Raw genomic sequence first — 973 nt, 5'->3', positions numbered from 1 at the left:
GCCGATCCCCACAAAGTGGATCCCGCGAATGCGGCGCATCTCCGGCACCGTATGAATCATGTCGTTATCGGCCATTGGCCACCTCCTCACACAGCGTGGCGGCGCGCTCAGCACTATCCGCCATCGCCTGCTCACGGGCCCGCGCGGCGATTTGCGCCAGCAGGCCACGCTCAGCAACCGGTTTCAGGGTGCCGGCAAGGCTTGCCGCACCCAGGTCCCGCTGGGGCAACAGCAACGCGGCTCCGCGCTCTGACAACCAACGGGCATTCAATGTCTGGTGGTCATCCACTGCGCTGGGCAGGGGAACAAACATGGCGGCCACGCCCGCCGCCGCCACTTCCGCCACGGTCAGCGCGCCGGCCCGACAAATCACCAGATCCGCCCAGCCGTAGGCTTCTGCCATGTCATCAATAAACTCGCTGACCTGAGCCTGCAGACCCAGCGCCTGGTAAATCGGCGCCGCTTCCGCAGTACGTCCGGCGCCGCACTGGTGGCGCACCTGTATGTCGCGCCCCAGTACCGCCAACAGCAGCTCGGGCAAATCCTGGTTCAGTACCAGCGCGCCCTGGCTACCACCCAGCACCAGCACCCGCAAGCCGCCCTGATGTTGGGCATAGCGGCGAGCAGGCTCATCCAGAGCGGTAATTTCCGGACGCACCGGGTTGCCCACCCAGCAGGCCTGCGGATTGCCAAAGGCACCCTGAAAGCCTTCCAGGGTCACCGTGGCCAGACGGGACAACAGGCGATTGGTCAGCCCGGGAACCGCATTCTGCTCATGGACCACCACCGGCACCTTGCACAGCTTGGCCGCCAGTCCGCCTGGGCCACTGGCAAAGCCGCCAAAGCCCACCGCCAGCACCGGCTGACGGGCACGAATCAACTGGCGCGCCTGTAATACAGCCCGCAGCAAATTGAAGGGGGCCGTCAGCTTGCGCTTGATGCCACCACCGCGCAGACGGGACACGGACAGCTC

At 65.8% G+C, this 973-nt stretch carries 1 protein-coding gene; it reads right to left on the bottom strand.

The window, feature by feature from the left end:
• Positions 1-64: 64 nt before the first annotated feature.
• The coding region (gene murG, locus A3730_RS23605) for an undecaprenyldiphospho-muramoylpentapeptide beta-N-acetylglucosaminyltransferase (protein ID WP_063539103.1) at positions 65-973 on the bottom strand (909 nt) is incomplete at its 5' end.

It is taken from the genome of Alcanivorax sp. HI0044, assembly GCF_001634945.1.
The sequence above is the reverse complement of the archived record's forward strand: the minus strand, read 5'-3'. Positions and strand labels throughout refer to the sequence as shown.